This is a genomic window from Streptomyces sp. NPDC107454, assembly GCF_055582885.1.
Genome location: NZ_JBVJPA010000029.1, coordinates 63324 through 87013, shown reverse-complemented (window position 1 = coordinate 87013; position 23690 = coordinate 63324). Strand labels below are relative to the sequence as shown.

Annotated in this window: 19 protein-coding genes and 2 pseudogenes; 9 read left to right on the top strand and 12 right to left on the bottom strand. The window is 70.8% G+C overall.

Features of this window, described 5'->3' with window-relative positions:
• Positions 1-22: 22 nt before the first annotated feature.
• The gene (locus tag ACZ69M_RS47170; protein WP_470059877.1) at positions 23-991 is read right to left on the bottom strand and encodes an aldo/keto reductase; all 969 of its coding nucleotides are present in this window, start codon (positions 989-991) and stop codon (positions 23-25) included.
• 391 nt (positions 992-1382) lie between these two features.
• Between ACZ69M_RS47170 and ACZ69M_RS47165 the strand changes: the two genes are divergently transcribed.
• The 4 genes and pseudogenes from ACZ69M_RS47165 to ACZ69M_RS47150 all read left to right on the top strand — a co-directional run bounded on the left by ACZ69M_RS47165 (position 1383) and on the right by ACZ69M_RS47150 (position 6663).
• Positions 1383-1853 (top strand): Rossmann-fold NAD(P)-binding domain-containing protein, encoded by a 471-nt coding sequence (locus tag ACZ69M_RS47165; RefSeq protein WP_470059876.1) that lies wholly within the window; start codon positions 1383-1385, stop codon positions 1851-1853.
• 161 nt (positions 1854-2014) lie between these two features.
• Complete coding sequence (locus tag ACZ69M_RS47160) at positions 2015-3229, top strand: glycosyltransferase family 39 protein (protein WP_470059875.1); 1215 nt, start codon at positions 2015-2017, stop codon at positions 3227-3229.
• A gap of 37 nt (positions 3230-3266) precedes the next feature.
• On the top strand, positions 3267-4310 hold the full coding sequence (locus ACZ69M_RS47155) for an LLM class flavin-dependent oxidoreductase (RefSeq protein ID WP_470059874.1): 1044 nt from the start codon (positions 3267-3269) through the stop codon (positions 4308-4310).
• A gap of 43 nt (positions 4311-4353) precedes the next feature.
• Positions 4354-6663, top strand: a pseudogene (locus tag ACZ69M_RS47150) (excinuclease ABC subunit UvrA).
• Between the two features lie 52 nt (positions 6664-6715).
• Here ACZ69M_RS47150 and ACZ69M_RS47145 read toward each other — a convergent pair.
• The 5 genes from ACZ69M_RS47145 to ACZ69M_RS47125 form a co-directional block, all read right to left on the bottom strand.
• Complete coding sequence (locus ACZ69M_RS47145) at positions 6716-7525, bottom strand: lysophospholipid acyltransferase family protein (RefSeq protein WP_470059873.1); 810 nt, start codon at positions 7523-7525, stop codon at positions 6716-6718.
• The gene (locus ACZ69M_RS47140; protein ID WP_403698273.1) at positions 7525-8295 is read right to left on the bottom strand and encodes a GNAT family N-acetyltransferase; all 771 of its coding nucleotides are present in this window, start codon (positions 8293-8295) and stop codon (positions 7525-7527) included. The genes ACZ69M_RS47145 and ACZ69M_RS47140 overlap by 1 nt, the downstream gene beginning before the upstream one ends.
• 268 nt (positions 8296-8563) lie before the next feature.
• Entirely contained in the window at positions 8564-9313 is a 750-nt protein-coding gene (locus tag ACZ69M_RS47135) for a succinate dehydrogenase/fumarate reductase iron-sulfur subunit (RefSeq protein ID WP_403698271.1), read from the bottom strand.
• Positions 9310-11268: a fumarate reductase/succinate dehydrogenase flavoprotein subunit gene (locus ACZ69M_RS47130; RefSeq protein ID WP_470059872.1), complete on the bottom strand. Its 1959-nt coding sequence runs from the start codon at positions 11266-11268 to the stop codon at positions 9310-9312. Before ACZ69M_RS47130 ends, ACZ69M_RS47135 begins: the two co-directional genes overlap by 4 nt.
• Position 11269: 1 nt before the next feature.
• Positions 11270-11941 (bottom strand): succinate dehydrogenase, encoded by a 672-nt coding sequence (locus ACZ69M_RS47125; protein WP_470059886.1) that lies wholly within the window; start codon positions 11939-11941, stop codon positions 11270-11272.
• Positions 11942-12060: 119 nt separating this feature from the next.
• Between ACZ69M_RS47125 and ACZ69M_RS47120 the strand changes: the two genes are divergently transcribed.
• Positions 12061-12942 (top strand): LysR family transcriptional regulator, encoded by an 882-nt coding sequence (locus ACZ69M_RS47120; protein ID WP_075027892.1) that lies wholly within the window; start codon positions 12061-12063, stop codon positions 12940-12942.
• Between the two features lie 34 nt (positions 12943-12976).
• Here the strand turns inward: ACZ69M_RS47120 and ACZ69M_RS47115 are convergent, their stop codons facing one another.
• The 4 genes from ACZ69M_RS47115 to ACZ69M_RS47100 all read right to left on the bottom strand — a co-directional run bounded on the left by ACZ69M_RS47115 (position 12977) and on the right by ACZ69M_RS47100 (position 18273).
• Complete coding sequence (locus ACZ69M_RS47115; protein WP_470059871.1) at positions 12977-13756, bottom strand: oxidoreductase; 780 nt, start codon at positions 13754-13756, stop codon at positions 12977-12979.
• A gap of 190 nt (positions 13757-13946) precedes the next feature.
• On the bottom strand, positions 13947-16082 hold the full coding sequence (locus tag ACZ69M_RS47110) for a putative bifunctional diguanylate cyclase/phosphodiesterase (protein ID WP_470059870.1): 2136 nt from the start codon (positions 16080-16082) through the stop codon (positions 13947-13949).
• Positions 16079-16891 (bottom strand): SAM-dependent methyltransferase, encoded by an 813-nt coding sequence (locus ACZ69M_RS47105; protein WP_470059869.1) that lies wholly within the window; start codon positions 16889-16891, stop codon positions 16079-16081. The genes ACZ69M_RS47110 and ACZ69M_RS47105 overlap by 4 nt, the downstream gene beginning before the upstream one ends.
• 434 nt (positions 16892-17325) lie before the next feature.
• Positions 17326-18273: an SCO0930 family lipoprotein gene (locus ACZ69M_RS47100; RefSeq protein ID WP_060897635.1), complete on the bottom strand. Its 948-nt coding sequence runs from the start codon at positions 18271-18273 to the stop codon at positions 17326-17328.
• Positions 18274-18555: 282 nt separating this feature from the next.
• Between ACZ69M_RS47100 and ACZ69M_RS47095 the strand changes: the two genes are divergently transcribed.
• The 3 genes from ACZ69M_RS47095 to ACZ69M_RS47085 all read left to right on the top strand — a co-directional run bounded on the left by ACZ69M_RS47095 (position 18556) and on the right by ACZ69M_RS47085 (position 20707).
• Positions 18556-19125, top strand: a complete 570-nt coding sequence (locus ACZ69M_RS47095) for a hypothetical protein (protein ID WP_470059868.1) — start codon at positions 18556-18558, stop codon at positions 19123-19125.
• A gap of 15 nt (positions 19126-19140) precedes the next feature.
• Positions 19141-19905: a bestrophin-like domain gene (locus tag ACZ69M_RS47090; protein ID WP_470059867.1), complete on the top strand. Its 765-nt coding sequence runs from the start codon at positions 19141-19143 to the stop codon at positions 19903-19905.
• Between the two features lie 223 nt (positions 19906-20128).
• Complete coding sequence (locus ACZ69M_RS47085) at positions 20129-20707, top strand: hypothetical protein (protein ID WP_470059866.1); 579 nt, start codon at positions 20129-20131, stop codon at positions 20705-20707.
• 109 nt (positions 20708-20816) lie between these two features.
• Here ACZ69M_RS47085 and ACZ69M_RS47080 read toward each other — a convergent pair.
• A pseudogene (locus ACZ69M_RS47080) lies at positions 20817-21271 on the bottom strand (hypothetical protein).
• A 774-nt stretch (positions 21272-22045) separates the two neighbouring features.
• On the opposite strand from ACZ69M_RS47080, the gene ACZ69M_RS47075 reads away from it, so the two are divergent.
• Positions 22046-22708: a class F sortase gene (locus tag ACZ69M_RS47075; protein ID WP_470059865.1), complete on the top strand. Its 663-nt coding sequence runs from the start codon at positions 22046-22048 to the stop codon at positions 22706-22708.
• A 76-nt stretch (positions 22709-22784) separates the two neighbouring features.
• On the opposite strand, the gene ACZ69M_RS47070 is transcribed toward ACZ69M_RS47075, so the two are convergent.
• On the bottom strand, positions 22785-23630 hold the full coding sequence (locus tag ACZ69M_RS47070) for a polysaccharide deacetylase family protein (protein WP_470059864.1): 846 nt from the start codon (positions 23628-23630) through the stop codon (positions 22785-22787).
• Positions 23631-23690: the final 60 nt, after the last annotated feature.

The following is a 23690-nucleotide window of genomic DNA, read 5'->3' as shown; positions in this document are numbered from 1 at the left end:
TCGCCGCCCGCCGCACCGCGCGTCAGTGCCCGCTGATCGCGCGCGGCGTGTACGGCTCCTCCAGCTGCTCGATCTCCTTCTCCGAGAGCTCCACGTCGAGGGCGGCCACCGCGTCGTCGACGTGCCCCACCTTGGTGGCACCGATGACGGGCGCGGTCACGGTGCTCTGGCGCAGCAGCCAGGCGAGGGCGATCCGGGCCCGCGGGATGTCACGCTCGGCGGCGATCCGGGCGACGGCGTCGACGATCTCGCGGTCGCCCGGCTGATAGAGCTTCTTGCCGTACTCGTCGGTGCGGCTGCGCTCGGTGCTGACGTCCCAGTCACGGGTGAGCCGACCGCGGGCGAGCGGGCTCCAGGGCAGTACGCCGACGCCCTGGTCCGCGCAGAGCGGCAGCATCTCGCGCTCCTCCTCGCGATAGAGGAGGTTGTAGTGGTTCTGCATGGACACGAACCGCGTCCAGCCGTTCAGCCGGGCCGTGTACTGGGCCTTGGAGAACTGCCACGCGTACATCGAACTCGCCCCGATGTAACGGGCCTTGCCCGCCTTCACCACGTCGTGGAGGGCCTCCATCGTCTCCTCGACGGGAGTGGCGGGGTCGAAGCGGTGGATCTGGTACAGGTCCACGTAGTCGGTGCCCAGGCGGCGCAGGCTGTTGTCGATCTCCGTCATGACGGCCTTGCGGGACAGACCACGCCCGTTGGGGCCGTCGTGCATCGCGCCGTTCACCTTGGTGGCGATGACGATCTCGTCGCGCCGCGCGAACTCCGCCAGCGCGCGGCCGACGATCTCCTCGCTCGTGCCGTCGGAGTAGACGTTCGCCGTGTCGAAGAAGGTGATCCCGGCGTCCAGCGCGCGGCGGATCAGGGGGCGGGCACCCTCGTCGTCGAGCGTCCACTCGTGGGGCCCTCGGTCGGGCAGCCCGAAACTCATGCAGCCCAGACAGATCCGGGACACGTCCAGGCCCGTCGAACCGAGCTTCACGTACTGCATGTTCACTCCTGCTTTCCGTGGGGTGGAAGGGCTCCCGCTGACCCGGCCGCGGCGAGCCGCCGACAAGAGCTCCGGGAAAGCCATTCCCGATCGCCGTTCGCTTAGTCGCGGGGGCGCGGCGCAGTACTTGCCGCCGAGGAGTTCGTACGACGGCCGGCGGGCACGGGCGGACTGCGCGGCGGCATGGGCGTGTGCCACGGTCCGAGCTGTGGTGATGCCTCGTACGTATCGCCGGCTGCGAAACAGGTCTTGGACCCGGAGCACCTCCCGCGCGCAGGGGGGAATCACCGCTCCGGTGCCGCACCGGGGCGGACCCTGTTATTCGTCACCGGCGCGACCGGATTCATCGGTTCCGCCTTCGTCCGTGAGGATCGCACCGGAGAGCGCGGCCATGGCGCTGGCCGCGCGCGGGGTGCGCGCTTCGGTCGTGCGGCTTGCACCGACCGTGCACGGCGAGGGCGACAAGGGCTTTGTCCCGAGCCTGATCGGCATCGCCCGCGAAAGCGGCGTGTCGGCCTTCGTCGGCGACGGATCGAACCGCTGGCCCGCCGTGCACCGGCTCGATGCGGCGCACCTGATCCGGCCGGCGGTGGACGCCGCCCCGGCCGGCTCGATCCTGCACGGGGCCGCCGAGGAGGGCGTGCCCTTGCGTGACATCGCCGAGCTCATCGGCCGCCGGTTGAAGCTGCCGGTCGCCGGGATCACCACCGAGGACGCGAGCCGGCACTTCGGCTTTCTCGCCGCCGCCGTGCCCCTCGACAACCCGGCCTCGAGCGTCCTGACCCAGAAGCCGCTCGGATGGCGTCCCGATCACCCCGCACTCGTCCCGGACCTCGAAGCAGGCCACTGCTTCGACGACTGAGCGAGCCGCGGGAACGGTTCGAACCCGGCGACCTCATCACCCCTGCGTGCCGGGCCGGGATGCGCCGGCCGGGACCGTCGTGTCCCATGAAGTCAGGATCTTCCCACCGGTGGAACCCCGTCCCCGGCCATTCCCTCTAGCAGGGCGACGAGGAGGTCGGCATGGAAGACGGCCCCCAGACGGTGAGCGGCAGACCCACGCGGCGGTTCGTGCCCGCGTCGCCTGCCGCCTCGCCCGAGGTGTGGCGATGGCGGGGCGAACTGAAGCGGGCGCTGCCGGCACTGTGGCTGTTCGCCGCCGCGCGGCTGACGGGCGTGATCATGGTGACCGCCTGGTCACTGCACCTGGGCCGGCACCCGCGCAACGTGCTCGGTCTGGAATGGGACGGCGGCTGGTACTGGCACATCGCCCGGTACGGCTACGGCACGATCGTCGTCGCCAAGTCCGGCCACGGGGTCGTCTACAACGACCTGGCGTTCTTCCCGCTCTTCCCCGCACTGATCCACGGCCTGAACACGGTCCTGCCGATCGGCCCGGTCAACGCCGCGCTCGTCATCTCCTGGATCGCCGCCGCCGTGGCCGCCTGGGGCGTGTACGCGGTCGGCGAGCTGCTGCACGGACGGCGGGTCGGACTGGCGCTCGCGGCACTGTGGGCGCTGCTGCCGCACGCCGTGGTGCTGACCATGGCGTACACCGAGTCCCTCATGACGGCCTTCGCCGCCTGGGCGCTCTACGCGACGCTGACCCACCGCTGGCTGACCGCCGGGGCACTGGCCGCGCTGGCCGGGCTGTGCCGCCCCAACGGATTCACCGTGGCCGCCGCCGTCGTCACGGCCGCCGCCGCCCACCTCTGGCAGCGCCGCCGCGACGGGAGACCCACCGTCCCGCGCGCCTGGGTGGCCCTGCTCCTGGCGCCCGTCGGGTGGCTCGGGTACGTCGCCTGGGTGGGGCTGCGCACACACGACCCGACCGGCTACTTCCGGGTGCAGAGTCTGTGGGGCTCACGGTTCGACTTCGGTCACTACACCGCGCACATGTTCAAACACCTGATCGTCGGGCACGACACCCTGGCCGTCTATCTCTCCGCCGGAATCGTCCTCGGCTGCGTCCTGCTGTTCGTCCTCGGCGTCCTGGACCGACAGCCGCTGCCGCTTCTCGTGTACTCGGGGATTCTCCTCGTCATCGCCCTCGGCGACGCCCACTTCTTCACGAGCAGACCCCGGCTGCTGCTGCCCGCCTTCCCCCTGTTGCTGCCGTTCGCCCTCTCCCTGGCCCGCGCCCAGCGGCGCACCGTCGTCGTCCTGCTCATCGGCCTGGCCGGTTTCTCCCTCTTCTACGGCACCTATCTGCTGACCATTTCCCACGCGGCCCTGTGACGGCCGGTGCGGCGAGGTCCGTATCATCCGAAGAGTCATGCCGAGCCCACACGATCACGCCGGTCCACCGGGACGGGACTCCCGCCTCGCGGCGACGCGCTTCTCCGTCCTCGACCGCTCACGCACCCGCGAGGGGCACGACGCCGCCGAGGCGCTGCGGGACACCGTGCGTCTGGCCCAGGAGCTGGAAGGGCTCGGATACCACCGGATCTGGGTCTCGGAGCACCACGGTGTGCCCGGGGTCGCCGGGTCCGCGCCCACCGTGCTGGCCGCCGCGGTCGCCGCCGCCACCCGGACGATCCGGGTCGGTACCGGCGGGGTGATGCTGCCCAACCACCAGCCCCTGGTCGTGGCCGAGCAGTTCGGTGTGCTCGAGTCCCTGTTCCCCGGGCGGATCGACATGGGGCTCGGGCGTTCGGTCGGCTTCACGGACGGGGTGCGCAGGGCGCTGGGGCGCGACAAGGACGTCGCCGACGACTTCGCGGGGCAGCTCGACGAGCTGCTCGGCTGGTTCCACGGCCCGTCGTCGGCGGGAGTGCACGCGCGCCCCTCGGAGGGGCTGACCGTGCCGCCCTTCGTGCTCGCCCTGAACGAGGGCGCCACGATCGCGGCGCGCGCGGGCCTGCCCCTGGTCATCGGGGACATCCGGAACCGGGAGAAGATGCGGCGCGGGATCGACCACTACCGCGCGACGTTCCGCCCCTCCGTGTGGGCGGCGGAGCCGTACGTCGTCGTCTCCGGCGCCGTCGCGGTCGCCGGGACCCCGGACGAGGCGATGCGGCTGCTCCTCCCCGAGGCGTGGTCAATGGCGTACGCCCGCACGCACGGCACCTTCCCGCCGCTGCCGCCCGCCGAGCGGGTCGAGGATCTCCCGATGAACGGCAAGGAGCGGCATTTCTACGAGTCGGCGCTCGCGGGGCAGATCTCGGGCACCGAGAAACAGGTCGAGCACGAGCTGGAGACGCTGATCGAGGAGACCGGCGCGCAGGAGGTGCTGGTCACGACCAGTACGTACGACCGCGGGGCCCTGCTGGACTCCTTCCGGAGGCTCGCTCGGGTCGCGGGACTGACCGCGGCCTAGAATCGTGGGGTTTGCCCCGAGCCCCCCGCCAGGAGTCCCGTCGATGTCCGACCCGCACCGCCGCCACGACGCGTACGTCCGTGTGCGGGGCGCCCGCGAGCACAATCTCCAGGGTGTGGACGTCGACATCCCGCGCGATGTCCTCGTGGTCTTCACCGGGGTCTCGGGCTCGGGCAAGTCCTCGCTGGCGTTCGGCACGATCTACGCGGAGGCCCAGCGCCGCTACTTCGAGTCGGTGGCGCCGTACGCGCGACGGCTGATCCACCAGGTCGGGGCGCCGAAGGTGGGGGACATCACCGGGCTGCCGCCCGCGGTCTCGCTCCAGCAGCGCCGCTCGGCGCCCACCTCACGCTCGTCCGTGGGCACGGTCACCAACCTCTCCAACTCCCTGCGGATGCTGTTCTCACGTGCGGGCGACTATCCGCGGGGCGCCGAACGCCTCGACTCGGACGCCTTCTCGCCGAACACCGCCACCGGGGCCTGCCCGGAGTGTCACGGTCTCGGCCGGGTCCACCGTACGACCGAGGAGTCGCTGGTCCCGGACCCGTCGCTGTCGATCCGCGCGGGGGCGATCGCCGCGTGGCCCGGCGCCTGGCAGGGCAAGAACCTGCGCGACGTGCTCGACACGCTGGGGTACGACGTGGACCGGCCGTGGCGCGAGCTGCCGGCCGAGCAGCGGGAGTGGATCCTGTTCACGGACGAGCAGCCGGTCGTCACCGTGCATCCGGTACGGGACGCGGACCGGATCCAACGCCCCTACCAGGGCACGTACATGAGCGCCCGGCGCTATGTCATGAAGACGTTCTCCGCTTCGAAGAGCCCGACGCTGCGGGCCAGGGCCGAGCGGTTCCTGACCAGCGCCCCGTGCCCGGTGTGCGGCGGCAGCCGGCTGCGCCCCGAGGCGCTGGCGGTGACCTTCGCGGGCCGCACGATCGCCGAACTGGCGGCGCTGCCGCTGTCCGAGCTGGCCGGGACCCTGGAGCCCCGCGGAGAGGCGGCCCGCGTCCTCACCGATGACCTGAGGGCACGGATCGCCCCTGTCGCCGAACTCGGCCTCGGTTACCTCAGCCTCGACCGGGCCACTCCGACCCTCTCCGCGGGGGAGTTGCAACGACTGCGACTGGCCACACAGTTGCGCTCCGGTCTTTTCGGTGTCGTGTACGTCCTCGACGAACCGTCCGCGGGTCTGCACCCGGCGGACACGGAGGCCCTGCTCACGGTCCTGGACCGGCTGAAGGCGGCGGGCAACTCGGTGTTCGTGGTAGAGCACCATCTGGATGTCGTACGGGGTGCCGACTGGCTCGTCGACGTCGGTCCGCGGGCGGGTGAGCACGGCGGGCGGGTGCTGCACAGCGGTCCGGTGGCGGAGCTGGCCGGGGTGGCGGAGTCGGCCACGGCCCGCTTCCTCTTCGACCGCTCCCCCGCGCCGCATCGTGAAGTCCGTTCCGCGCAAGGGCAGTTGCAGGTGGGGCCGGTGAGCCGCCACAACCTGCGCGGGGTGAGCGCCGCGTTCCCGCTCGGTGCGCTCACCGCCGTCACGGGTGTCTCCGGCTCGGGCAAGTCCACCCTCATCGGCGAGGTGACCGAGGAGCTGGAGGGGGTGGGACGGCTCGTCTCCGTCGACCAGAGGCCCATCGGCCGTACCCCACGCTCGAATCTCGCCACGTACACGGGCCTCTTCGACGTCGTGCGCAAGGTCTTCGCCGGGGCCCAGGAGGCACGAAGGCGCGACTACGGGGTGGGGCGCTTCTCCTTCAACGTCGCGGGCGGGCGCTGCGAGACCTGCCAGGGCGAGGGGTTAGCAACTGTTCGCCGAGGAGTGCACACAGGGCCGCTTTAACTCGATCGTGTAATGGTCGGCTCGCGGGCTTGCGGTGCCCTGGGCCGTCCGGGTTAGCGTTGCCGTGCGATCTGGGACGCCGGGTGTGGTGCCAGCGTGCGGGGCCCCCGCTCCACCGGAGTGATGGTTCGGGGCCTCCCCGCCGCCTCTGGCCGTGCCCACATGGCCAGGTCGCACAGGGAACCGGCCTCCCGGGATCGGACCACGCACAGGATGCGTGTCGCCGCCCCGGGGCTGAGTACGCCGGGGACCAGTGCGCCCAAGACCGTTCGGGGCGTGCGGCTGATCGGGCTCAATCCCGCTCAGTCCACAGGAACGGTTCGTGAGCGTGGAGCTGCTGCCCCTGCTGAGCACCTACGCTCCCTGTTCCGTGGTCGGGGGCGCGGACTGGGTCCTGGCGGCGGGGACGCGGGCGGCCGGATCGTGGCCGCGGGCCCCCCGGCCGAGGTGGCACGGACGGAGGGCAGCGTGACGGCTCCGTACCTCACCCGGGCACTCGCTCGGGGCCGATAACCCTACCGCCGGCCACCGGCCCCGTACCTTCAGGTCGCCGCGCCCTGATACGTCAGCGATGGGTGAGAGCCGACGCGCGTGCGCCCTGGGAATGCAACCCCCCTTGCGCCGCGCGGGCCAGCTCCCGGCGATCCGGGTGGCTGCCCGGGACGAGCGTGGGCCGTACCTCGACCTCCGCCACCAGCCCGCGTGCCGAGGCCACCCGCCACAGGGAGGCGAGCAGCGAGTCGTTCCCGACGAAGGCGGGCGCGGTGCTCGCCACTCCCCCGGCGAGCCGGTAGTGGATGTGCACCGGCTGGACCGGCACCCCCGCGTCGAGCGCGGCCTGGAAGACGGCCCGCCGGAAGTGTCCCTGCGCCCTGCCGCACCAGGTGCTGCCCTCCGGGAAGGCCACGACGGCCGCCCCGTCGCGCAGCAGCCCGGCGATCCGCGCCACCGTGTCCGGCAGCGCGCGCAGCCGGTCGCGTTCGATGAACAGGACGCCGCCGCGCGCGGCCAGCGGTCCCGCCACCGGCCACTGCCGGATCTCGGACTTGGCGAGCATCCTGGCCGGCCGGACGGCGGCGAGGAGCGGGATGTCCAGCCAGGAGATGTGGTTGGCGACGATCAGCAGCCCGCCGGTGGGGACGGCGGGGCCGGTGATCCGGACGCGGACACCCGCGGCCCGCACGATCGCCCGGCACCAGCGCCGTACCGGCTCGGCGGGGATCCGCCCGCCGAGCGGCAACAGCACGACCCCGGTGGCGACCACGACCAGGACCGCCGCGAGCCGCAGCACGGCACGCGGTACGGCCGTGGCGGACCCCGTCGCCTCGACGCACGCCCTGGGGGTGCAGGGCGCGCTGGGCAGCCAGACGCTCATCAGGCCGGGACGAGCGAGAGGAAGTGCCGCAGATAGCGCGGGTTGACCCGGCGCATCGACAGCAGCACGAACAGGTCCGCGACCCCGAAGTCCGGGTCGTGCGCGGGCGCGGCGCAGACCCAGGCACCGAGCCGCAGATAGCCGCGCAGGAGCGGGGGCAGTTCGGTGCGGATCTGGCGGGTGACACCCTCCGCGGTCCACGGCAGCAGCGGTCGTACCCGGTACTCCTCGGGTGCCAGGTGCTTGGCCTGCACCCGGTCCCAGGTTCCGGCCGCGAGCTCGCCGCCGTCGGCGAGCGGGATCGAGCAGCAGCCAGCGAGCCACTCGTGGCCGCCCTCGACCATGTAACGGGCTATCCCGGCCCAGATGAGGCCGATGACGGCGCCGTCGCGGTGGTCGGGGTGCACGCAGGAGCGCCCGACCTCGACGAGTCCCGGGCGGATCGCGTCGAGCGGGGTCACGTCGAACTCGCCCTCCGAGTAGAGCCGGCCGGCGATCGCGGCGCGCTCCGGGGGCAGCAGGCGGTAGGTGCCGACGACCTGGTCGGTCAGCGTGTCACGGACCAGCAGGTGATCGCAGTAGGCGTCGAAGGCGTCGATGTCGAGCCCCGGCTGCGGCGTGGTCAGCAGGGCGCCCATCTCGCCGGCGAAGACGTCGTGCCGCAGCCGCTGCGCGGCCCGGACGTCGGCCTCGGTACGGGCGAGTGAGACGGTGTAGCGGGTGGGGGCCAGGGGCTGCGGGGGGCTGTCGAGGGTGGAAACGCCGGTCATGGCACTCTCCTGGTCACGGGCCGGTTCGGCACAGCGGCGGCAGACCGGTTCGGTACGGCCCGCGCGCTCCTGTTCTTCCGATGCCGGTTGGCCTGCACGTGACCTGTGCCAGGAGCCAGGATGTGGGGATGTTGAATGCCAGGCGATTGCCCCGAATGCGAGACGGGACCGGGAATGAGCACCACTCCCGGCCCCGCCCGTCCGCACCTTCCCGGCGAACGTTTCCTTAACAACGGGCCCCCGACAGACCCGCGGTCGGACCACCGCCTCAGCGACGCCCTGACTTACGAGCGGCTCGCAGCCACTCCTTGTTCATCCCGGTGATGGAAACCAGCGGAATCCCCTTCGGGCAGGCGGTCGCGCACTCCCCGGCCAGCGTGCATCCTCCGAACCCCTCCTCGTCCATCTGCGCCACCATGTCCAGCACCCGCGTCTCCCGCTCGGGCGCCCCCTGTGGCAGCACGTTCAGATGGTTGATCTTGGCCGAGGTGAAGAGCATCGCGGCCCCGTTGGGGCAGGCGGCCACGCACGCACCGCAGCCGATGCACTCGGCGTGCTCGAACGCGAAGTCGGCGTCCGGTTTCGGTACGGGCGCCGCGTGGGCCTCGGGCGCGGCGCCGGTGGGGGCGGTGATGTACCCGCCGGCCTGGATGATCCGGTCGAAGGCCGAGCGGTCCACCACGAGGTCCTTCACGACCGGGAAGGCGGAGGCGCGCCAGGGCTCGACGTCGATGGTGTCGCCGTCCTGGAAGGACCGCATGTGCAGCTGGCAGGTGGTCGTGCGCTCGGGTCCGTGGGCGTCGCCGTTGATGACCAGGCTGCACGCGCCGCAGATGCCCTCGCGGCAGTCGTGGTCGAAGGCGACGGGGTCCTCGCCCTTGAGGATGAGTTCCTCGTTGAGGGTGTCGAGCATCTCCAGGAAGGACATGTCGGCCGAGATGTCGTCCACCTCGTACGTGGACATCGCTCCGTCGGCGTCGGCGTTCTTCTGGCGCCAGACGCGCAGGGTGAGCTTCATGCGTAGCTCCGCTGGGTGGGGTGGACGTACTCGAAGACCAGGTCTTCCTTGTGCAGGACGGGTGCGGCGCCGGTGTCGGTGAACTCCCACGCGGCGGCGTACGAGAACTCCTCGTCCTTGCGGGCGGCCTCGCCGTCCGGGGTCTGGGACTCCTCGCGGAAGTGGCCGCCGCAGGACTCGGACCGGTGCAGCGCGTCGAGGCACATCAGCTCGGCGAGCTCGATGTAGTCGACGACGCGGTTGGCCTTTTCCAGGGACTGGTTGAACTCCTCGCCGGTGCCGGGGACCTTGATGCGCCGCCAGAACTCCTCGCGGATCTGCGGGATGCGCTCCAGGGCCTTGCGCAGACCCGTCTCGGTGCGAGCCATGCCGCAGAACTCCCACATGAGTTCGCCGAGTTCGCGGTGGAAGGAGTCGGGGGTGCGGTCGCCGTCGACGGCCAGGAGCAGCCGCAGCCGGTCCTCGGTCTCGGCCAGCACCTCCTGGACGGCGGGGTGTTCGTCCGTCACCTCAGCGTGGTGCGGGTTGCGGGCGAGGTAGTCGTTGATGGTCGACGGCAGCACGAAGTAGCCGTCGGCGAGGCCCTGCATCAGGGCCGAGGCGCCGAGGCGGTTGGCGCCGTGGTCGGAGAAGTTGGCCTCGCCGATCGCGAACAGGCCCGGGATGGTGGTCTGGAGGTCGTAGTCGACCCACAGTCCGCCCATCGTGTAGTGCACGGCCGGGTAGATCCGCATGGGCACGGTGTACGGGTCCTCGGCGGTGATCCGGGCGTACATGTCGAAGAGGTTGCCGTACTTCTCCTCGACCTTCGCCCTGCCCATCCGCCCGATCGCGTCGGCGAAGTCCAGGTAGACGCCCTGTCCGCCGGGACCGACTCCGCGGCCCTCGTCGCAGACGTTCTTCGCGGCGCGGGAGGCGATGTCGCGCGGGACCAGGTTGCCGAAGGAGGGGTAGATCCGCTCCAGGTAGTAGTCGCGCTCGTCCTCGGGGATCTCGTTCGGCGGGCGGGTGTCGCCCTGGGCCTTGGGGACCCAGATACGGCCGTCGTTGCGCAGCGACTCGCTCATCAGGGTGAGCTTGGCCTGGTGGTCGCCGGTGCGCGGGATGCAGGTGGGGTGGATCTGGGTGAAGCAGGGGTTGGCGAAGTAGGCGCCGCGCCGGTGCGCCCGCCAGACCGCGGTGGCGTTGGAGTTCATGGCGTTCGTCGACAGGTAGAAGACGTTGCCGTAGCCACCGCTGGCCAGGACGACGGCGTCCGCGTAGTACGTGTCGATCCGGCCGGTGATGAGATCCCGCGCCACGATGCCGCGCGCCCGTCCGTCGACCACGATCAGGTCGAGCATCTCGGTGCGCGGATGCATCTCGATGTTGCCGGCCGCGATCTGCCGCGACAGGGCCTGGTAGGCGCCGAGCAGGAGCTGCTGGCCGGTCTGGCCGCGGGCGTAGAAGGTGCGGGACACCTGGACGCCGCCGAAGGAACGGGTGTCGAGCAGACCCCCGTACTCCCGCGCGAAGGGCACGCCCTGGGCGACGCACTGGTCGATGATCTCGACCGAGATCTGCGCGAGACGGTGGACGTTGGACTCGCGGGCCCGGAAGTCTCCGCCCTTGACGGTGTCGTAGAACAGCCGGTGGACGGAGTCCCCGTCGTTGCGGTAGTTCTTCGCCGCGTTGATGCCGCCCTGGGCGGCGATCGAGTGGGCGCGGCGGGGCGAGTCCTGGTAGCAGAACTGGACGACGTGGTAGCCCTGCTCGGCGAGCGTGGCGCCCGCCGAGCCGCCCGCGAGGCCGGTACCGACCACGATCACCGTGTGCTTGCGGCGGTTGGCGGGGTTGACGAGCTTGGCCTCGAAGCGACGGGTGTCCCAGCGCTCGTTGACCGGGCCCTCGGGGGCCTTGCTGTCGACGACGGGCGCACCGGTCGAGTACGCGGCGTATTCAGAGGCTGCGGTCATGTCAGCTCACCAATCCGGTCATGACACCGACGGGTACGGAGATGAAGCCCACCGTCAGCACCAGCGCGAGGACGTCGGCGATGGCCTTGAGGGCGCGGTCGCGGGTGCGGTTGCCGGCACCCAGGGTCTGTGCGGCGCTCCAGAAGCCGTGCCGGATGTGCAGGCCGAGCGCGAGCATCGCGACGATGTAGATCACGTCGCCGTACCAGGTCGAGAAGGTGTCGATCACGTTCTGGTACGGGTGTCCGGGCTGGAAGCCGCCGGGGTGCGCGGTGCCGGTCGTCAGGTCGAGGATGTGCCAGACGATGAACAGGCCGAGGATGATCCCGCCCCAGCGCATCGTGCGGGTCGCGTAGCTGGACCTGGGCTTCTTGTGGACGTACTTGTTCGGGCGCGCCCTGATGTCGCGGCGGCTGAGCTGGTACGCGGCGGTGACGTGGGCGACGACGGCGACGACCAGGACCACGCGGATGATCCACAGGGCCCACTCGTAGTGCAGGAAGGGCTCACCGAGGGTGCGCAGCCAGTGGGCGTAGTGGTTGAAGTCGCCCGCGCCGAAGAAGATCTTCAGGTTGCCGAACATGTGTACGACCAGGTACATCAGCATGATCAGGCCGCTGACCGCCATCACGGTCTTCTTCCCGACGGAGCTGTCCCACACGGTGCGCGTCATCGACGGTCGTCGGTCCGTCCGCGTTGCCAGAGCCATGCCTCAGAAGCTAGGGCCACGGGAGCCGATCGGTCCAAGACATGGTCCGGCTCGTTTCGATAGCCGGAGCCTATGATGGAGGGATGCAGTTCCAGCAGCTCCAGTACTTCGTGGCGGTCGCCGAGACCCGGCACTTCACCCGGGCCGCCGATCTGGTCCATGTCGCCCAGCCGTCCCTGTCCCAGCAGATCAAGGCGCTGGAACGGGAGTTGGGGGCGGACCTCTTTCTCCGCGCGCGGGGCAACATCACGCTGACGGACGCGGGCGAGGCGCTGCTGCCACTGGCCCGGCGCATCCTCGCCGACGCGGACACGGCCCGGCACGAGGTGCAGGAACTGGCCCAGCTGCGCAGCGGCCGGGTCCGCCTGGGCGCGACGCCGAGCCTGTGCACCGGCCTGCTTCCGGATGTCCTGCGCGCCTTCCACGACCGCTATCCCGGCATCCGGCTGCTGATCGAGGAGGGCGGCTCCCACGATCTCGTACGGGAACTCGCGCGCGGCGCGTTGGACCTCGCCCTGGTCGTCCTCCCGCTGCCCACCCCTTCCCCGGCGCTGACGACGGTGGAGCTGCTGCGTGAGGACCTGGTCGTGGTGTCGTCACCGGACGCGCCCGCGCCGGGGACCGGACGCACCGTGCGCATCCCCGACCTGGAGGGCGAACGCCTTGTGATGTTCCGGCACGGCTACGACCTGCGGGAACTGACCGTCGCCGCCTGCCGCGCCGAGGGCTTCGAGCCGGACTTCGCCGTCGAGGGCGGCGAGATGGACGCGGTGCTGGGTTTCGTCAGGGCGGGGCTCGGCGTGGCCGTCGTCCCGCGCATGGTCGCGACGCGCTCGGGACGCGGCCTGCGGGTGACACCGCTCGCACGCCCCGGACTCCACCGCGTCATCGCCCTGGCCCACCGCAGCGATGTGGCTCCGCCGCGCGCGGCCCGCGAACTCCAGCGGATGCTGCTGGAACGCTGACCGGCGCGGAGGGCTCAAAAGGCCGGTCGGTACGTCACCAGGTCGGGATGAAGCCGCCGTCGATGACGAAGTCGCTGCCCGTGATGTTGCGGGACTGGTCGCCGGCGAGGAAGAGGACCAGGTCGGCGACCTCGGACGGCTGGGAGAAGCGGCCGGTGACCGTGGCACCGGACGCCTGGGCGACCACGTCGTCCGGGGTGATCCCGGCGGCTGCCGAGACCGTGGCCGCCACCCCGTCGCCGCCGAGCCACAGCTCGGTCTCCACCGGGCCCGGGCTGACGGTGTTGACCCGGATGCCCTGGGGGCCGACCTCCTTGGACAGCGCCTTGGAGAAGGCGACCAGCGCGGCCTTGCCCGCGCTGTAGTCGATCACCATCGGGTCGGGCAGGGTGGCGTTGACCGAGGCGACCGTCACGACCGAGCCCTGCCCCGCGGACAGCATCAGGGGCAGGGCGGCGCGGGTGACCCGTACGGCCGTGAGGAGGTTCAGATCGACCGTGCGCTGCCAGTCCTCGTCGGTCACCGACAGGAATCCGCCCATGCGGGCGGGGGCCGCGCCGACGTTGTTGACCAGGATGTCCAGCCGGCCGGCCGCCGCCGCCACGAGGCGCTCGGCCGCACCGGGTTCGGCCAGGTCCACCGGCACCCAGGACACACCGCCCTGCTTGACCAGCGCGTCGAGACCCGGCGTCGTGGTGCGCGACCCGGCGATCACCGTCGCCCCCGCCCCGGCCAGCGCCTCGGCGACGGCCAGTCCGATGCCCTTGCTCGCGCCGGTGACGACGGCGGTTCTGCCCTGGAGTTGCGTGCCCATCCTTCTCAGCTCCTTCGGTTGCTCCACGGCGGCGATACCCAGGGCCCTCACGGAGGGCGTCGTCCGACGGTCGGCGTGGAGGCCGAGACGCAGCTGACGTTCGCGGGCCTGCACCGGCCGCTGCGCCGGTCACGGCTGCGCGGACAGCGGCACGGCCTCCGCTCCAGGAGACCACGCCGCGCCCGAAGCCTCAGCCTGTGGCGTCCACCAGGGCCAGTTCGTGCAGCCGCTCCGGTGGGCCCGGGCGGGCGTAGTACCAGCCCTGGGCCGTGTCGCAGCCCAGTATCCGCAACTGCTCGGCCTGTGCGCCCGTTTCGACGCCCTCCACGGTGACCGCGAGGTCGAGACTGTGGGCGAGCGAAACGATCCCCTCGACGATCTTGAGGTCGACGGGGTCCGCCGGGAACTGCTGCATGCCCTGGGTGAAGGAGCGGTCCAGCTTGAGGATGCTCACAGGCAGACGGCGGAGATTGGCGAGATTGGAGTAGCCGGTGCCGAAGTCGTCGAGGGCGATGTCGACGCCCATCTCGGCCAGGCGCCGCAGCGGCTTCAGCAGATCGTCGTCGGCGCCGATCAGCGCGGACTCCGTGACCTCCAGACACAGCGCCTCGGCGTCGAGCCCTTCACGCTCCAGGATGTCGACCGTGTCCTGGACCAGACCCGGGTGGGTCAGCTGGCAGGGCGACAGGTTGACGTTGATCCGCAGAGGGCCCGAGTCGGCGTGTCGTTCCTGCCACTGGCGGGCCTGGCGGACCGACTGCTCCAGGACCCACCGCCCCAGCGGCACGATCAGCCCGGTGTGCTCGGCGAGCGGGATGAACCGGTCGGGGCCGAGAACGCCGTGCTGCGGGTGCAGCCAGCGCACCAGCGCCTCCGCCCCGTGCACGCTGCCGTCACCGAGGTGCACCAGCGGCTGGTACTCGATGAAGAACTCGCCCCGGTCCAGGGCCGCGGGCAGCGCCGTGGTGAGCCCGTGCCGGGTGATGGCGCGGGCGTCGGCCTCGGGATCGGCGAGCTCGAAGCGGTTGCCGCCCGCGGACTTGGCGCGGTACATCGTGATGTCGGCGCTGCGCAGCACCTCCGCCGAGCCGCGCTCACCCGCCGGGCCCTCGACGATGCCGATGCTGCCGCGGACCGTCAGTTCCCGGCCGTCGATGCGGACCGGGGTGACGAGGGCGTTCATGATGCGGTCGGCGAGCGCGTCCACCTCGCGCTCGGTGTCGGGCCCGGTGGTGAGGGCCACGAACTCGTCGCCGCCGAGCCGGGCGACCATCTCGCCGGGTGCGGTCGCGCAGGACTGCAACCGGTCGGCGACCTCGACGAGCAGCCGGTCGCCCGCCGCGTGCCCGAGGCTGTCGTTGATGGTCTTGAAGCCGTCGAGGTCGAGGTAGCACAGGCCGAAGCGCTGCTCGTTGCCCGCGGACACCGCCTTCTCCAGGCGTTCGAAGAAGAGGGTCCGGTTGGGCAGACCGGTGAGCGCGTCGTGGGTGGCCTCGTAGCGCAGCCGCAGATTGAGCAGCCGCCGCTCGGTGGTGTCCTCCATCAGCGCGAGCTGGTACTGCGGCCGGCCGTCCGCGTCGCGCAGCAGGGACACCGTCAGGTTGGTCCACAGGGCGGTGCCGTCGGGCCGGTAGAAGGCCTTTTCGACGTGGTAGTGCTCGCGCTCGCCGCGTACCAACTCCTCGTACAGGCGCCAGACTTGGGGGGCGTCCTCGGGATGCGTCCACTCGGAGACCTTGCGGCCGCGCACGCCCTGCTCGGAACCGCCGAACATACGCAGCAGGGCTCCATTGACCTGCAGTATGTTGCCTTCGAGGTCGGCGATGCCGATTCCTATGGCCGCGCCCTCGAAGACCGCGCGGAACCGGGCCTCGCTCGCGTGCAGCGCCTCGGCCACCGTGCTGCGCGCGTTCAACGCCGCCTGGGAGATGGCCTCCTGCTCGGCGAGCGTCCGCTCCCGCAGTGCCCCCGCGAAGCCTGCCGCCATGGCGTGCTGCAGACGCGCCGAGCGGGTCCGCAGGGCCTCCTGGGGGCCGTCCTCGCCGCAGTAGAGCACCAGATAGGCGTCGACGCAGTCGAGGCTGCGGCTGAGCGCCTCGGGGTCGGTGCAGTGCGCGGCGACCAGTGCGGCGCCGACCGCCTGACCCGCGGCCGCGTCGAAGGTCCTCGCCTTCAGCGCGTCACTCAACAGCCTGGCGAGCGGTACGAGTTGCTGCTCGAGCTCCGGCCGGGTCAGCGACGTGGAGGTGACCGGAAAGACCGCCCGGCTCCAGATCGTCGCGAACCTGCGCAGTCTGTCCTCCGGCCCGTCCGGTTCGCCGCTCACGCCGTGCGCCCCACGCCCGCGAACCCCGAGAAGGAATAAGGATCCTCGTCCTCGGGTGCCGTGTCGGGCCGCCAGCTCGGCATCGGCACCAGGCCGGGTTCCACCATGTCGTACCCCTCGAAGAACCGCGCGATCTCCTCGCGCGAGCGCATGATCAGCGGGTTGCGGATGTCCTTGTACACGTCGACCGCGCCCTCGGCCCGCTCCGGCGGGAGCGGGATTCCCTCGTACGACGCATGCGTGAGCACGAGCAGGCTGCCCGGCGCCAGCGCGTCGCGCAGCTCGGCCACCGCACCGTACGGGTCGTCCGCGTCCTCCACGAAGTGCAGTATGGCAACGAGGAGGAGGGCCACCGGACGGTTCAGGTCGATCAACCGCTGCACCTGGGGAGTCGCCAGGATTTCCTGGGGCTTGAGCAGATCGGCCGCGACCACGTCCGCGTCCTCGTTGTCCCGCAGGACGGCCTGGCTGTGCGCGACGGCCACCGGGTCGTGGTCCACGTACACGACGTGCGCGCCGGGCCTGGCCGTCTGGGCGATCTCGTGGACGTTGCCGAAGGTCGGGATGCCGGAGCCGATGTCGAGGAACTGGTCGATGCCCTCGTCGGCCGCGAAACGCACGGCACGGCGCATGAACGCCCTGTTCGCCTGCATGACCTTGGGCAGTCCCGGCATGAACTCCATCGCCTTGCGCGCGGCTTCCCGGTCGACCTCGAAGTTGTGCGAACCGCCCAGGTAGTAGTCATAGATACGGGACACGCTCGGCACCGAGATGTCAATGCTGCGGGGGGCCCAGGCGGGACGCTCCATCTATCTCTCCAAGGCGTAGTCGACGACGTAGGCGATCCAGTGTTCGAGCTGAGGCTACTGATCGTCCGCCAAAGGAGCGAGTCAAAACGGAAATTGACCGTCCGTTCACCGTCACTGCCTCGGGCATGTGCCGAATTGGCGCCCGGTGCAGGTCGGTCGAACACGCCGTTCCCTGTCACCGCGAAATCGATGCGAAGCATTCCAAAAAGTTCGCGGGAGTTACGAAGCGTCGCGACGGTATCCGGGGGTCGGGTATCCCCGGTGTGGAAAACTCCCGGGCGTTCGTTCGGCAAGTGAACCGCGCCGTGATCCGTGCGCCCTTCGCGTTCCGGGTACGCCAAGAGGTCCGCCCCCTCCGTGCGGTGCGGAGGGGGCGGACCCGGGTCGTACGCGTTGTTCCGGGCGAGATCGATCAACCCTGGGGAGGTGATCCTCTACTTCGGCGCGCCGACCGGCTTTCCGTCGGGGGCGACGGCGTACCAAGTACCGCCCACGCCCTGACCGTTGGTGTCCCCGGCCGCCTTGTCACCGGAGAAGGTGTAGATGGGCCAGCAGTTGACGGTCATCTGCTTGGCACCGTCCGGGCGGGTGAAGCCCATCAGGCCCTTCTTCTGCACGCCCTTGGTGTCACTGGCGGAGACCGGGGCCACGACGGGCCACTTCTCCAGGCAGGCACCGGTGCAGGCGGACTTCGGGACGGGCCAGGCCTGGTCCTTCAGGAAGCGGTAGACCGTCCGGCCGTTCTTGTCGACGATGATCTCGCCGAGCTTGGGGTCGTTGCGGGTCGACAGGCCCGGCAGGGAGGCCAGGGTCGCCTTCTTGCCATCGGGGGCGGAGGCGTACCAAGTGCCGCCGACGCCCTGGCCGTTGGTGTCGCCGGCCTTGGTGTCCTTGGCGTACCGGTACATCGGCCAGCCGCCGATCGTCAGCTGCTTGGTGCCGTCCGAGCGGGTGACCTCGCCGAGCAGGGCCTTGTCCACACCGGTGGCGGCCACGGCGCCGTCGGCGGGAACGGGCGGCCAAGCGGTCGCGCAGTCGCCGTCACAGTTCGACTTCGGCGGCTCGGCGGTGTCCTTCTCGAAGCGGTACAGGGTGAATCCGGCGCTGTCGGTCAGCACCTTGCCGAGCGTCGTGCTTTCCGCGACGGCCAGCTGACCTGCGGATTCCGCCTTGGGGGCGGCACTCTGCTGGTCGGCGCCGTAGCCGTTGGGCGAAGTGGTGCTGCTACTGGTGGCCTGACCGTAACCGTTGGCAGCCGCGGCGGCGCCCACGTTCTGGCTCCCCGTCGACTGGGTGCCCGATTCCTGACCGCACGCCGTCGTGAGCGCCAGCACGGCCGCAGCTGTCGCTACGAGTGAGGCGCTCCGCCAGGAGGTCTTCATTGGGTAACTCCCACTGTTCGCGTTAAGGGTTGCAGCGCCCTGCTGCGCCGCGCATGGCCCTAGGTACGGGCGGGAGTGGCGGATGTGTTCAACGGCCGCACAAAAAACTTTCGGAACGCTGTGACACACCCCACGCCACCATGCTTCTCGGGCATCTGTTCCCACCCCGGTGGCCAGGTCCCGAGGGTGCGTCAAACCGGTCCGAGCCGGACGTCCTTCGTTCGGGGGCAATACCCGTCGGCTCCGGCGTGCGCAGGCGCGATACGCCTCATGATCTCCGTCGTGCATGGACCACAGCGGACCCGGTCCGCCCTCGTCATACGGGTGTTGGCGCTACTGACGCTGACCTGGATCATCGGCGGCGCGCCGGCCTCGGCGGCGGTCGCCGACTCCTGCGCGTACGCCTCCATCGGCCCGGACGGCACGGACGCGGTGGCGGTGGCCGGCGGCGACCTCTGCACCATCAGCCCGCCGCCCCCGTCACCCACGCCCCCACCCACTCCGAAACCGCCACCCCCACCACCCCCGGCGCCTCCGCCCAAGCCCAGGCCGAAGCCCCCGCCGCCGGCTCCCCCGCCACCGCCTCCACCCGCCTCGCCGACCCCGCGGCCCCCCGCCGTGGCGCCACCGCCGAGGCCGGCACCTCCGCCGACGCCGAAGCCCACACCGACACCGACGCCCTCGCCCACGCACAAGGCGCGGCCCAAACCGTCGGCCACCCCCGTGAGTTATCCGGCCTACCGCGCCCCGACGCGCAAGCACTCGCCCCGCAGCGGACCGTCCCTGGTCTCGCTCACCCTGCTCGTCACCGTGCCCGCGTTGCTCGCCGTCGCGGCGCTGCGTCCGCGCTGACCCCTGGAGGCATCCTTGTCGGAATGGCTTGTTCTCGTCCTCGCGATGGCGGCGGCGTGTGTCGTCGTCCTCGTCGTGTCCCTCGTACGCACCCGCCGGGCCCCCGACGACGAGGATCCGTCCGAGACCCCGGACGTGATCGAATACATGACCATGATGATCGGCGTGGTCTACGCCATCGTCCTGGGACTGGCCATCGCCGGAGTCTGGGAGGCCCGCAGCGCCGCCCAGGACCATGTGCAGGCGGAGGCCCAGGCCCTGCACGAGATCTCGGAGCGGGTCCGCGTCTACCCGCCGGACGTGCGCGACCGCATTCGCGGCGATGTCGACGCGTACGTCGGATACGTCGTCAAAACCGAGTGGAAGACCATGGCCGACCACGACCGTGTCACCGTCAAGGGCGGACGGCTCTTCGAGGTCGTCCGCCAGGACGTCAGCGACTACCACCCGAGGTCGGACTTCGAGGCCCAGGCCTACCAGCCGCTGGTCGACCAGGTGACCGCGGCCGACGCGGCACGCAACGCCCGCGCCGACTCGACGGACGCGACCATGCCGGGCGTGGTGTGGTTCGGGCTGATCACCGGAGCCGTGGTCACCATCGGGATGGTGTTCGCGCTCCAGATCCGGCGCACCAAGCGGGAACTGATCCTCGCCGGGCTCTTCTCCGCCCTGATCGCGTTCCTGCTTTTCCTGATCTGGGACTTCGACGCGCCCTACAGCCGGGGGATCACAGCCTCGGCGGAACCGTTCACGGCACTGTTCCCGCACCTTCCGAAGTGACCGGCCTCCTTTAGAGGCCAAAGGACCGGGGGACGGACGCCACACGGGGTCCGTCCCCCGGTCGCGCACCCACATTCCCCCGTACGGCCCACCCGGTTACCCCATTCGCGCTACTGCGATCGCGCCCACGCGCACGCCTTCCTAGCGTTTCGAACATCGAGGCGCGTTTCAGACGCAGGCGGAAGGTCCGCAGCAAGGCTCCTCGGGGACCCGGAGGCTCACCATGCACCCGATACGCGTCGCTTCGGCCGCAGTGCTGGGCGTGACCGCGCTCACCCTTTCCGCAACTGCCGCTCTCGCCGGAAACGGCGACGGAAACAGTGACAGTGGCCGTGACAGCGGTCGGGGCAACAACAACATCACCTCGTTCGGCTTCGACGTGCAGCCGCAGAGCATCGCGGCGGGCGGCCGGCTCCGGCTGACCGCGAAGAGCTGCGACTCCGTCGCCAGGGTCTCCTCGGAAGTCTTCGACACGGTCACCATCCCCAAGGGCCAGTCCTCGGCGACGGCCCTGATCGACGGAGACGCCAGAGCGGGCTCGGTGCACCAGGTGACCTTCCAGTGCGGCAACGAGAGCGGCCACACCGAGCTGACCATCGCCCCCGGCCGCTCCGGCACCGGCTACTCCGACCCGACCCAGGTCCAGGTCCCGGCCACCGTGCGAGGCGTCAAGGCCGGTGTCGGCGGGAGCTCCGGCGGCGGCTTCGACCTCAAGGAGATCGGACTGGGAACCGCGCTCGTCGCCGGCTGTGTCGGCACCGCGTGGTCCATGACGCGCCGCGTCACGGACGATGAGTCCTGACCGCTCGCCGCTCGGGGCCCTTCTCGCCCCGGATCTCGGCGAGAAGGTCCGGGGCGAAGGCCTGTCACACACGCGCTCCGCGGGGCAGTGCCAAGGGTGCCGGCACCGATCAGATCCGCCGTTCGGACCTGCGGCGCAGCCAGAACAGCCCACCGCCGACGACGCCGGCGGTCAGCAGTCCGCCGCCGATCGCGACGTCGGCGGGCGCCGCTCCGCGGACGCTGCCACCGAGACCACCGCTGACACCGCCGATGACGGTGAAGGCGGCGGGCCGGGTCAGCCTTCGGTCGTCACAGCGGGCCGTGACGTCGTACGACCCGGGGTGCGCGTCACGGTCGACGGTGACCGTCGCGATGGACGTGTCGCCGCCCACCCGGCGCAGCAGGGTGGTGCGGAAGACCCGCGAGGACACCGTGCTGCCGGGCCGCTGGCACGCTTCGCCGTTCACGGTGATCGACAGCTGGCCGCCCCGCGCGATGACACTGGGCCGGACGAGGATGTTCCGCACCTCGTGACGGCCGCGGTCATCGAAACGGTCGTCGAAGCGGTCGTCGAAACGGTCATCGAAGCGGCCGTTGTCGTTGAACCGGCCGTTGTCGTTGAAGTGGCCATTGTCGTTGAACCGACCGTTGCCGTTGAACCGACCGTCGTTGCCCAGGCGGCCGCCCCCGACCACACCACCGCCACCGATCACCACGCCACCGCCGCCGACCACACCGCCGCCGCCGACCACCCCACCGCCCACCACGCCACCGCCACCGACGACCCCGCCACCGCCGACGACCCCGCCACCGCCAACCACCCCACCGCCGCTCTCCAGCCCGGTGCCATTGCCCGGTCCTCCGGGGTTGCCCAGTCGCTCGTTGCCGCTCGACTCGCTGTTGCTCGGCTCGTTGTTGCCCGACTCATTGCTGCCCGGTTCATTCGATGCCGTCGCCATCGGGGCGGCGAGCCCCACCGCGGCGACCACGGCGGCAGAGACCGCCAGGGCACGAGTTGTACGCATGTGATCCTCCGCGGAAGACGCCCCGGGAACCGTCCCCGGTCGATCGGCGAGAAAGCGCCTCCCATACAGACCCTCAGATGCGGTGCACAGGGACGCATTTCGAGAATGGTCCGTCCTGGTGAGAAGACACGCCGAAGGATTTCCACACAATCGGATATTGCCGCAGGTCACGGACCGTCAGAAAATTCCTGCCCTTGGCAACTCGGATGGCTCACCACGCGGATGCCCCGACACCCGTTCGCCCGCGCCCCGTCGCCTGCCGGGCATGCTGCACTTAGCGTTCTGGTATGCGCGACGGACGCGGCGACGGCCGTGTCGAGAGGGGATTGCGAATGTTTGCGTCCGAGGTGGCCGAAGAGGAGGAGCGGCAGAAGAAGCGCGCCCCGTGGGGCGTAATAGCGCTTGTTCTGCTGACCGGCCTCGCGCTCATTCGGAATGGTTCCGGTGAGTTCGACGTGGGCCCTCCGCAGCCCGCGACGGCGGCGGCAGTGGACAGCAGGACGCCCGTCGCCACCTTCTCCAACGGGCCCGCCGCGTTGCCGTACTCCGTGGTGGACCGGGTCAGGATCCCGGCGATCCAGGTGGATGCCCCGGTCGTACCGGTGGGTCTCGACTCGGCCGGCTGGGTCGCCGCGCCGCCCCCCGACAATGCCAATCTCGCGGGCTGGTTCACCGGTGCGGTGTCGCCCGGCGAGAAGGGCACGTCCGTGATCGTGGGCCATGTGGACAACATGCGGGGACCGGCCGTCTTCTACGGCCTCGGTTCCCTCAAGAAGGGAAACCGGGTCGAGGTTCAGCGAAAGGACGGGAAGACGGCCACATTCGAGATCTACGGCGTCGACGTATTCGCGAAGAACAACTTCCCCGGTGACCGGGTGTACGGCAGCAAGGGCACCCCGGAATTGCGGGTCATCACCTGCGGAGGCGGTTTCTCCAAGCAGCACGGCTACGACGGGAACGTCGTCGTGTTCGCCCGCCTGGTCGAGGTCCGCTGAGACTCCCCGCCGACGGGCCCGGGCGGTGTTCCGGGGCCCGTCGGCGGAGTCGGGGACGACCGCGCCCGCTCCCCGCTCAGAAGTCCTCGCGGTGCGGCACCGTGAGGTGGTAGTCGGAGTCGAGGAGCTTGGGCAGGTATTCGCGCAGGGCGCGGACGGTCTGGGAGCGGTCGCCGCCCGCGTCGTGGGAGAGGACGACGACGCCGGGGGCGGCGCCCTCTTCCACCCGGTCGACGATGGTGGCGGTGCCCGGGGTGGTCCAGTCGAGGCTGTCGACCGTCCAGGCCAACGGTTCCATGCCGAGGTCGGCGCCGATCTGGAAGGTCGCCCGGTTCCAGGCCCCGTAGGGCGCGCGGAACCAGACGGGCCGTTCGCCGTAGGCGTCCTCGATGACGTCGCTGGTGCGTGCGATCTCGGAGCGGATCTCGGAGCGGCTGAGCTCGGTCAGCAACGGGTGCGTCCAGGTGTGGTTGCCGACGACGTGCCCGTCGTCGGCCATCTCGGCCAGCAGGTCCTTGTTGTCGACGGCCATCTCCCCGCAGACGAAGAACGTCGCCCGTACGTCGTGCTTGCGCAGGGTGCGCAGAATGCTCGGGGTGTAGCGCGGATCGGGTCCGTCGTCGAAGGTCAGCACCATCGTGCGGCCGCGCCCGCTCACCTGCATGATCGGCTCACGCCGGACGGCGGGCTTGCCGGGCGTCCGGCGCGGCGGAGCGAATCCGGTCATGGGCTCGAGGCGGTACGCGGAGGGCTTGAGCGCCTGACGTGCCTGCGGGCCCCCGGCCACAGGTGCGCCCCGTACCGGGCTTCCGGCCGGATCCGCGGTGAGGACGCGGGCCGTGCCCGCCGCCCCCGCCGCCCCGAGAACGGCGGCACCGGCGATCAACGCCCGGCGCCGCGTGAGCAGCTGATCCTTTTGCATGACCCATCAGTCGCCCAACGGAGGCGCGGCGCGGCTGAGCAACACCGGTGTGGACTCAGG

Bases quoted from the DNA above. Each gene is read 5' to 3' on its own strand.
- ACZ69M_RS47170 (WP_470059877.1), bottom strand. From the start codon at position 991: ATGCAGTACGTGAAGCTCGGTTCGACGGGCCTGGACGTGTCCCGGATC.
- ACZ69M_RS47105 (WP_470059869.1), bottom strand. From the start codon at position 16,891: ATGGAGCGTCCCGCCTGGGCCCCCCGCAGCATTGACATCTCGGTGCCG.
- ACZ69M_RS47075 (WP_470059865.1), top strand. From the start codon at position 22,046: ATGTTTGCGTCCGAGGTGGCCGAAGAGGAGGAGCGGCAGAAGAAGCGC.
- ACZ69M_RS47070 (WP_470059864.1), bottom strand. From the start codon at position 23,630: ATGCAAAAGGATCAGCTGCTCACGCGGCGCCGGGCGTTGATCGCCGGT.
- ACZ69M_RS47165 (WP_470059876.1), top strand. From the start codon at position 1,383: ATGGCGCTGGCCGCGCGCGGGGTGCGCGCTTCGGTCGTGCGGCTTGCA.
- ACZ69M_RS47135 (WP_403698271.1), bottom strand. From the start codon at position 9,313: ATGAAGCTCACCCTGCGCGTCTGGCGCCAGAAGAACGCCGACGCCGAC.
- ACZ69M_RS47155 (WP_470059874.1), top strand. From the start codon at position 3,267: ATGCCGAGCCCACACGATCACGCCGGTCCACCGGGACGGGACTCCCGC.
- ACZ69M_RS47100 (WP_060897635.1), bottom strand. From the start codon at position 18,273: ATGAAGACCTCCTGGCGGAGCGCCTCACTCGTAGCGACAGCTGCGGCC.
- ACZ69M_RS47125 (WP_470059886.1), bottom strand. From the start codon at position 11,941: ATGACGCGCACCGTGTGGGACAGCTCCGTCGGGAAGAAGACCGTGATG.
- ACZ69M_RS47140 (WP_403698273.1), bottom strand. From the start codon at position 8,295: ATGACCGGCGTTTCCACCCTCGACAGCCCCCCGCAGCCCCTGGCCCCC.
- ACZ69M_RS47130 (WP_470059872.1), bottom strand. From the start codon at position 11,268: ATGACCGCAGCCTCTGAATACGCCGCGTACTCGACCGGTGCGCCCGTC.
- ACZ69M_RS47120 (WP_075027892.1), top strand. From the start codon at position 12,061: ATGCAGTTCCAGCAGCTCCAGTACTTCGTGGCGGTCGCCGAGACCCGG.
- ACZ69M_RS47160 (WP_470059875.1), top strand. From the start codon at position 2,015: ATGGAAGACGGCCCCCAGACGGTGAGCGGCAGACCCACGCGGCGGTTC.
- ACZ69M_RS47115 (WP_470059871.1), bottom strand. From the start codon at position 13,756: ATGGGCACGCAACTCCAGGGCAGAACCGCCGTCGTCACCGGCGCGAGC.
- ACZ69M_RS47085 (WP_470059866.1), top strand. From the start codon at position 20,129: ATGCACCCGATACGCGTCGCTTCGGCCGCAGTGCTGGGCGTGACCGCG.
- ACZ69M_RS47145 (WP_470059873.1), bottom strand. From the start codon at position 7,525: ATGAGCGTCTGGCTGCCCAGCGCGCCCTGCACCCCCAGGGCGTGCGTC.